Annotated in this window: 1 protein-coding gene; it reads left to right on the plus strand. The window is 66.8% G+C overall.

The genetic code is table 11. The annotated features are described in order from the left end of the window. Positions 1–107 precede the first annotated feature (107 nt). Positions 108–584: hypothetical protein (locus A5704_RS26480; RefSeq protein WP_068018841.1), on the plus strand; the 477-nt coding region annotated here is incomplete at its 3' end.

A 584-nucleotide genomic window follows, 5' to 3' on the forward strand; every position in this document is an offset into this window, starting at 1 on the left:
TCAACAGGGACAACTGCCAACAGATCCTGGGTTTCTTCTGCCCCCACGCGTGACGGGCGCCGACCGCTGGGTGCCAATCGTCCCGATCCCTGGTCTAGGTTGATCGCGTGGCCGCAAACGCACACGAGACCGCCCGGCGGTTGCTGACGGTATGGTGCGCAGCCGTGGCCGCCGCGGGTCTGTTCGTCGCGTGGCGGATCGATGAGCGGGCGCAACCGTGTTGGAGTGTGCGGCAATTCATCGACTTCAACCGCGACGCGCAGGCCTCGTTGAAGGCGAAGACGCGGTTTGCGCCGCCGGGCTCCTACGAACAAAACTCGGTACCCAGTGACGCCGACTATCAGGCGTGGCTCGACGGCCTGCAGCGGCGAGCCAACCAGGTGACCGCGCCCGGGCTGTCGGCCCACGCGCAGCGAGCGGCAGCGCTGGCCCGTGAATTCATGACGGACGCGAACCGGATGAACGACGACCTAGGCAGACAAGACCCGCTGAAAACGGAACTGCCGCCATCGGCCAAAGCCGTGGCTCGGGCCAACCAGGAGTTCGGGGACGAGATGGCCACCCTGGCACGCGCATGCCCCAGC

This window comes from Mycobacterium sp. E735, assembly GCF_001666955.1.
GTDB lineage: Bacteria > Actinomycetota > Actinomycetes > Mycobacteriales > Mycobacteriaceae > Mycobacterium.